Source organism: Brachyspira pilosicoli (genome assembly GCF_019402445.1).
Lineage (GTDB): Bacteria > Spirochaetota > Brachyspiria > Brachyspirales > Brachyspiraceae > Brachyspira > Brachyspira pilosicoli_B.
Map to the genome: position 1 here is coordinate 1 of NZ_SRZM01000309.1, position 8,015 is coordinate 8,015.

Sequence of the window (8,015 nt, forward strand, 5' to 3'; positions counted from 1 at the left end):
ATAATTTGTAATTTTATTATTAACTTCTTCTATATTCATGCCAAATTTAAGGGTTTTATATCCGTCCAAATTAAAAAACTCTGGAAGCCCTTTTAATTGTGCAAATAGAAAGTTGCTGAAAATAAAAATAATTACAAAAACTTTATACATAATTTTTTATTTTTTATAAAAATTATTAATTATACTAAGCACTTCTTTAGGGTCATCAGTGTGATGCATAAGATTTAAATCATCTTTGTCTATATACTTCTCATTAATCATATCTTTTTCTATCCAATTCATAAGCCCAGTATAGAATTTTTTATCAAATACTATTATAGGTATTTTGTTTAATACTTTAGTTTGTACTAGAGTAAGTGTTTCAAACATTTCATCCATAGTACCAAATCCACCAGGAAATACTACTAAAGCTTTAGCATATTTAACAAACATCACTTTTCTAGCAAAGAAATATCTAAACTTAATTTCCTCTTTTACATAGGGATTAGTTTTCTGTTCAAAAGGTAATTCTATGCATAAACCAATAGAGTTTCCATTAGCATCAAAAGCTCCTTTGTTTCCAGCTTCCATTATTCCAGGACCGCCTCCTGTTATAATATCATATTTATTTTCTGCTAATAATTTTGCAGTTTCATAAGCTAATTTATAATGCGGATGGTCAGGTTTTGTTCTTGCACTTCCAAAAATTGTAACGGCATTGTTGTATATAGACATAGTTTCAAAACCATCAACAAACTCTCCCATTATTCTAAATATACGCCATGCCTCTTCATTCATATCTAAATCTTCAAATTCTGTGCTTTGTCTTCTCATTTAAAATCCTTTTTTTATTTTTTGTTTTTTAATTAAGTTTTTATTTTAATATAATAGCTGTGCCGTAAGCAACAACCTCTGTAGTGCCTTGCAATACTGAAGAAGTACTGTAATTAACTCCTATTATTGCATTAGCTCCAAGTTTTTTAGCTTCTTCTATCATTCTGTTTGTAGCTATATCTCTTGCTTCATTTATCATTTCTGTGTAGCTTGTTACTTCTCCGCCAACTAATGTATTTAGAGAAGCTAATATATCTTTTCCTATATGTTTTGATTGTACTATATTACCTTTTACTAAACCTAATAATTCATAATTGTTTGTAGGTAAATAGTCTACGCTAAAAATTTGCATATTTGTTTTATCCTTTTTTATGTTTTTTATTATATTGTATTATGTTAATTAGTCGGAAATTAGTATCTTAACTTGATTATTTTTAAGTTTGTATAATTTGAATTTAATTAAAAATATTATTATAATAAATACTATTAAAATAATAATAGGTGTTTTATTATGAAAGCTAATACTATAAAAAATGTCTTTACAATGGCTAGTTTATATTTTTTAAAGAATCTTTTAAATATTTCTTGCAAACTTTTACCTATGCTTATAATAGCATTAAGTTTATTAAACTTGAGCAATACTATTGTTTTTAATTGGAGAGATATTGTACTGTTATTAATTTTGGAAGCGATTTTAATTGTTGGTACTATTATTTTTTATTCACTATTTTTTAAGAAAGAAAAAAATGATAATATAGAGAATAAAGAAAATACTGAAAGCCCTTCCGAAGACAATTCAAAAACAAATGAAGTAACCACACAAACAAAAAATAAATTACCTATTCTAAATATAGCAGTTGCTTTTTTAACATTTTTAACTTTTATATTTATAATACTAAAGCTTTTTAATGCGGTTACATGGAGTTGGGTTTGGGTATTATTTCCATTATGGTTTTCTACGGCTTTAATAATAGCAATACTTATAATATTTATAATTTATTTAATAATATCTCTTATAGCTAAAAAAAATAATAAGAACGAAAAAACTAATAATATAGAATCTGATAATAATACAGAAAATAATAATAATTCAGAATTAAACAATTAAAGGATAATTTAATAAATGACAAATATTTTATTATATATAGTTTTTACAGTTGCTGGAATACTTCTTTTATATCTTGGCGGTACATATATAGTTGATGGGAGCGTAATGATTGCAAATAAATTAAAAATTCCTCCTATAGTAATAGGGCTTACTGTTGTTGCAATGGGTACATCTATGCCTGAGCTTTTTGTTAGTTTATTTGGTGCTGTGAGGGGAGAGAGTGCTATTGCTGTTGGTAATGTTATTGGGAGCAATATATTTAATATAGTATTTGTGCTTGGGGTATCTGCTTTGTTTATGGATATGGCTGCGGGTAAAAAATCTTATCATGTATCTATGCTTTCTATGTTTATAATGTATGCTGTATTACTTATTACTTTATTTAATTTTAACACTAAGAGTTTAATTGGTGATAAGATATCTGTTGTAGAGGGTGTAATACTTTTAGTTTTGCTATGTGTATATGTTTATTATTTATATACTGTTGTCTCTAAGGATAAAGATGAGCTTGCTATATTTGAAAAAGAGGTGTCATCATCTACAAAGACATATAGTATATCTAGGGCTATATTTAAAATTGTGCTATCAATATTTGCTCTTGCTGTGGGTTCTGATATATTTTTGAAAGGTGTTACTGGAATATTTAGAAATTTCATAAGCGAGCATATTATTGGTTTTATAGTTGTTGCTGTTGGCACAAGCATACCAGAGTTAGTTACAAGTGTGATAGCTGCTTCAAAGAAAGAGGCTGATATATCTATAGGAAACATTGTTGGAAGCAATATTTTTAATGTTGGTGCTGTGCTTGGCATATCTTCTATAGCTTCATTTAAGTTTGGAGGAATAGTTTTACCTGCTGCACAAAATTATTTAATAGACTATATTATTATGGTTTTAAGCGGTTTAATATTATTGTTATTTACTTTTAGAGGAAGAAGTTTAACAAAGGTAAAGGGAATTATATTTTTAGTAGTGTATATATTTTATGTATTATACTTATTAAAAACTACTTCTGTGTAAACATGGTTTAAAAATTATTATTTATGTATATCTAAACAACTATATTATTTTTATATATATTTTATCAACTTTTTCCCGCCTTCGCTTTGCGGGCTTCGCCAAAGTTTTCGCCCTTCGGGCACGGAAAGTGCAAGTTTTTAGCTTTATATTTAGATAATTATATAAATAATACATTGTATTTTAATTATACATAAGTAATACTTTATTAAAATGCAGTTCTTCGCTAAGCGTATCCGAAGGATATAAGGTTCTTTTATACCAATACCACAGGCACTTCCTTCGGTCGTAAAAGAACTGGGGTGCTGCACGGTGTGTACTTCGTTAAGGGCAAAGCCCTGCAAATATTTAAAATTAAAAAATCAATTTTTGACAAAGTTAAAAATTTTCAGTATAATTAAACCATCAACTAAATTACTTTTAATTTTTTGGAGTTTTCTTTTGAGATTAGAATTAATGTTAGGTGTGAGATACCTAAAAGCTAAAAAGAAGTTTTCATTTGTTTCTATAATTACAGTGATATGTATACTAGGCATACTTGTGGGCGATATGGTAATGATTACTGTTTTATCTGTTATGAATGGCTTTCAAGATGATATAAGAGATAAAATACTTGGAATGAGGGCTCACATAAATATCAGTGCCTATGGAGATCAGCCTCTTCTAAACTATGAGTATGTTGTAGATAATATTAAAGACAATAAAGAGATAACTAGTATTTACCCTTATATAGTTCTTCCTTCAATAATGCGTACATATACTTTTACAACGCTTATTACAGTTCGTTCTTTTGAAGATGATATATTTACAAAAGATAGGGATTTTATTAAGTATTTTAACTTTATTGAGGGTGACAATAAAAATTTAGGCACTAATGATGCTTTGATAGGCTCTGAAATGGCAGACGATTATGCTTTATCTGTGGGAGATACTATTGATATAGTTTCTGCTTCTGGAAGTTTTGAAAAAGGCTTTAGACCTCAAAAGACAACTTTTACAATAAAGGGAATATACAAAACAGGCTACTATGAATATGACAGTAAAATGGTGATAGTGCCTCTAAAAACAGGTCAAGCAATGCTAGGCTATGAAGGCGGGGTTACAGGTGTAGCTGTAAAAATAAAAAATTTCTTTGATGCTGATAAGGTTGCTAAAAATATAGATTTGTCATTAAAGCAGTTTTATAATGTTATGCCTTGGATGCTCTTTGACAGAAACTTTTTTCAAGCACTTCATACAGAAAAACTTATGCTTGGTTTAATATTATCTTTTATTATACTAATAGCAGCTTTAAACATAGCATCAAGCCAGATAATATTTGTTAAAGATAAAAGAAGAGATATTGCTATAATAAAGACTCTTGGCTTAAGACCTTCAAATGTAGCTAAAGTATTCTTTTTGGAAGGAGCTATAATAGGAGGTGTTGGCACTATTTTGGGAGTGATATTTGGAATACTTCTTGCAAGTTATGTAAATGAAACTTTAGAGTTTATAAGGGCATTTTTACAGTCTATAGTAAGCATTATATGGTTTATACCAGCACATATAAGTCCTTCTATAACTGTGCCTATAGTGCCTGATTTCTTCCCTCCAGATATTTATTATGTAAGCAATGGTCTTCCTTCAATAATTCGTTTTTCACAAGTTTTTATGGTTGCTTCTATATCGTTTTTACTTTCTGTTTTATTTGCTATAATACCTGCATATATAGCAAGCAAATATAAACCTGCCGAGGTGTTGAGATATGAATAATAATATGAATAGTAATGTTTCTAATAGAGAAGTTTTAATAACTATAGATAAACTAGTAAAAACATATGTTGGACCTCCAAAGGTTGAAGTATTAAAATCTATAAGTTTGGATATTTATAAAAATGAGATATTGGCTATTACTGGGGAATCTGGAAGCGGTAAAACAACGCTTTTAAACCTTATAGGTGGTATAGATGATATTACATCTGGAAGCATTAATATAAACGGCAACAATATAGGCAAGATGAATGAGGGTCAGTTGGCTAAGTTTAGAAACAAGTCTTTGGGGTATGTGTTTCAATTTCATAATTTGCTTGGGGAGTTTAGTGCTATAGAGAATGTAATGATACCTGCTTTAATGTTAAAATATGATAAAAAAAATGCACGCTTAAAGGCAGAAGAATTGCTTGAGACAGTTGGGCTTAAAGATAGAATGCATCATAGAATAGGGGAGCTTTCTGGAGGAGAGGCACAGAGGGTTGCCATTGCGAGGGCTTTAATTAACAGTCCTATGGTTGTGTTGGCTGATGAACCTACAGGAAATTTAGATAAGAAAAATGCTGAGATTATTAGAGAGATTTTGTGGGATATGACTAAAAAAACTTCATCTACTTTAATAATTGTAACGCATTCTTTATCTATTGCTAGTATGGCTGATAGGAAATTAAGACTAGAATACGGTGAAAAAATAGTAGAATACTGATATTTTAATATTGGCATAATTAATTTTTAGATTTTACTTCCGATAATAAAGTGTATATTTTTTAAGGTTCTAATGATTATGCAATTTAATATAAGGCTCAGGGCAGAAATCTTTTACAGTATAATATTAGTTGGTTTACTGTTGATTATTTTTTTATTTGTATTTAGTTCTAAAGGATTTGTTAATATAGATAAGCAAAGACAGGCTGTAGAAAAAAAGAGAGCAAGAATAGAAGAGCTTGATAGAAAAAAGAAGCAAATATTAAATAATATAGATAGACTTACAAATGATAGAGAATATATTCTTTCATATGCTAAAACTTTTGGGTATTTAGATAGCTCTAAAAATGAAAAAATCATAAAAATAATACGTGATAATAATAAAGATTCTTATAATACATACAACTCAGAAGAGTATGTGGATAATAATAATACTGAAATGGCAGTTATTAATTCTAAAGGTGTTATTATTTTAGCTATATTTTTAGCAATAAGCTTTATAGTTTATGTATTATTTGTTAATAGACAAATATTTATAAAAAAACATAGTAATGGTGTAGTTAATTATAAGGGTAGTTCAATGTGAACATAAATCCCGCATCATTTTGAAATGGCTCATAATACGGTACAAAATTAAAGCTTAATCCATCTTTTTTCTTGCCATATATTCTCTGATAACTATCATAAGCGACTGTAGCACCAAATATAGCTGCTGCTGTAATTTCAAATATTGTAGCAGATATCCATAAAGACTTATATCTTGATCTTCCACTTGTTGATGGCTGAACAAAAGAGTTTTCTATAGTATCTAATCCAAATACTATAAGTGAAGCATAGCTGTATGATAAAAAACCAGCTAATATAAAAGTTACTTCTGTATATCTAAAAGGATTGCTTCTATAGGCATCTTCTGGTATTACAGATGAACTTATAACTCCATTTTGATTTATAATATTTGTTCCTTTCATTTCAAATATAGATTTAACACTATTCGTATCTATACTATATTCTGAGCTAAGAGTTTCATTTTTTTCTATGATAGGAGTTTTATTCTCTGTGCTATTAGTGCTAGGCATATTGGTAGAAGGTGCAAAATAGAAAGCTCCAAAAGATATGTTAGCAAACAATAAAAATAGTATTATGCTTTTAAAAAAGTCCATATATTCCTACCATAAACTCTAATCCCGTTAGATTGACAGTTTGTATTTCCTCAGGCATACTAAAGCTATTATCTTCATAATATGTGCCAGCATTAATTGGTTTTGTATAAAATCTATATCCTGCCGCTAAATTGACGCCTAATGTATCAGTTATATTATACTGTATATTTGCTAAAAATCCAATACCTAACATAATGTCTGTTGATTTTATTTTAGTGCCGTTTGGTATTAGTAGATTTCCATTTTGATAATCTCCGCCATATACTTCGCCTATATCAGTAAAAGTAACCCCAAGACCAACATATGGGGTCAATACAAATCTTACTATTTCCTGATATATTTTTATGTTTATATCAAAATTAAATCTAGTATCAATGCCATAACTAGTTTTAAAGAAATCCCCAAATAATAACCCCATGCTCATATTAGGAGAAAATAGCTGAAAGTCATATCCAAATTTAAGATGCATTCCTAAAGCATAGTCATTTTTATTTAGATTTACTTTTAATTTGCCTGTAGAGTTTGTCCCTTGAAACTCTTTTACTAAAGGATTAATTTTGTATGAAGCATAATTTATATTAAACCCAAAAATAAAATTTCCTATATATGTTTCTCTTACAATGTCACCTACTTGTATATTTCTTCCTCTAGATATTGTTGCTATAGAATATTCACTTCCCATATCTTTTATTCTTAAAGTACCTTTTTGATTATATTTGCCTTCTATAACATTGCCTGATGGTAAAACTATATCTTCAGATTTTGAATATACTCTAAATCTTGTGTTTTTATTAAGACCTTGATCGTATCCTGCCAAAAGTATAATATTTCCGTCTGTGATATCAGATATTTTTAAAGTTATTTTAAAAATGTTTTTCATTTTGTTTGCTACTTTATAAACCAAATCATTACAAGCCTCATCAATAGCTGCATCTCTAAAGGCTTGTGAAGGATATCTGTCTATAGAATAAAAGCTAGAACCGCTTACTTTTGAAGAGTATAATATTTTTGTTGTTGAAACATCAACTATCTGTAAAACCAAATCTACATTAGCATATATTGTTCCTGTTCCATCATAACTGTCATAATCATATCTAGTGCTTGAATGTGTTATTTTTCCTGTAATTGCCTTACTATATCCATATATTTTTCCCATTTCTATAACTTGTTCATCTGTAATGCCTGTTAATTGAAGCTCCATTTCTTTTAAGTATTTATCTAAATTTTCTCTATCTACTATATTAAATCTTTTCATTCTAGTGAGGGAGTTTTCTATTAATGTTGTAACTTTTTTACCTAAATCTTTACTGTATCCTGTAGAAACATCTTGTATTTCAAACACAGCAATATTTTCTTTTATATACTTTTCTGTTATTTCATTTCTTGTAATTTGCGAGAATAGATTGGTACAAAATAATGTTATAAAAATAATATAAAATAATTTTCTAATCATATATTTAATT

At 28.3% G+C, this 8,015-nt stretch carries 9 protein-coding genes; 5 read left to right on the plus strand and 4 right to left on the minus strand.

Annotated elements, in window-relative coordinates; all coding sequences use genetic code 11:
- Positions 1-156 precede the first annotated feature (156 nt).
- Both E6A48_RS09705 and E6A48_RS09710 read right to left on the minus strand, forming a co-directional pair.
- Positions 157-813, minus strand: coding sequence for an LOG family protein (locus tag E6A48_RS09705; protein ID WP_219710014.1), 657 nt, complete (start codon positions 811-813; stop codon positions 157-159).
- 40 nt (positions 814-853) lie between these two features.
- Positions 854-1,165 carry a YbjQ family protein gene (locus tag E6A48_RS09710; protein WP_013243201.1) on the minus strand — a complete coding sequence of 104 codons (312 nt, stop codon included), beginning with the start codon at positions 1,163-1,165 and terminating at the stop codon, positions 854-856.
- A gap of 159 nt (positions 1,166-1,324) precedes the next feature.
- Between E6A48_RS09710 and E6A48_RS09715 the strand changes: the two genes are divergently transcribed.
- The 5 genes from E6A48_RS09715 (at position 1,325) to E6A48_RS09735 (ending at position 5,978) form a co-directional block, all read left to right on the plus strand.
- Positions 1,325-1,921 carry a hypothetical protein gene (locus tag E6A48_RS09715; RefSeq protein WP_219710015.1) on the plus strand — a complete coding sequence of 199 codons (597 nt, stop codon included), beginning with the start codon at positions 1,325-1,327 and terminating at the stop codon, positions 1,919-1,921.
- A 15-nt stretch (positions 1,922-1,936) separates the two neighbouring features.
- Positions 1,937-2,941 (plus strand): calcium/sodium antiporter, encoded by a 1,005-nt coding sequence (locus tag E6A48_RS09720; protein WP_219710016.1) that lies wholly within the window; start codon positions 1,937-1,939, stop codon positions 2,939-2,941.
- Positions 2,942-3,394: 453 nt separating this feature from the next.
- Positions 3,395-4,690, plus strand: a complete 1,296-nt coding sequence (locus E6A48_RS09725) for an ABC transporter permease (protein WP_219710020.1) — start codon at positions 3,395-3,397, stop codon at positions 4,688-4,690.
- Positions 4,683-5,393, plus strand: a complete 711-nt coding sequence (locus tag E6A48_RS09730; RefSeq protein WP_219710017.1) for an ABC transporter ATP-binding protein — start codon at positions 4,683-4,685, stop codon at positions 5,391-5,393. Before E6A48_RS09725 ends, E6A48_RS09730 begins: the two co-directional genes overlap by 8 nt.
- A 78-nt stretch (positions 5,394-5,471) precedes the next feature.
- Positions 5,472-5,978: a septum formation initiator family protein gene (locus E6A48_RS09735; protein WP_407928849.1), complete on the plus strand. Its 507-nt coding sequence runs from the start codon at positions 5,472-5,474 to the stop codon at positions 5,976-5,978.
- Here the strand turns inward: E6A48_RS09735 and E6A48_RS09740 are convergent.
- A complete protein-coding gene (locus E6A48_RS09740; RefSeq protein ID WP_219710019.1) occupies positions 5,953-6,552 on the minus strand; it encodes a hypothetical protein in 600 nt (199 codons plus the stop codon). The two genes, E6A48_RS09735 and E6A48_RS09740, sit on opposite strands and share 26 nt — an antisense overlap.
- Positions 6,539-8,005, minus strand: a complete 1,467-nt coding sequence (locus E6A48_RS09745) for a CsgG/HfaB family protein (protein ID WP_219710021.1) — start codon at positions 8,003-8,005, stop codon at positions 6,539-6,541. Before E6A48_RS09745 ends, E6A48_RS09740 begins: the two co-directional genes overlap by 14 nt.
- Between the last annotated feature and the right edge of the window lie 10 nt (positions 8,006-8,015).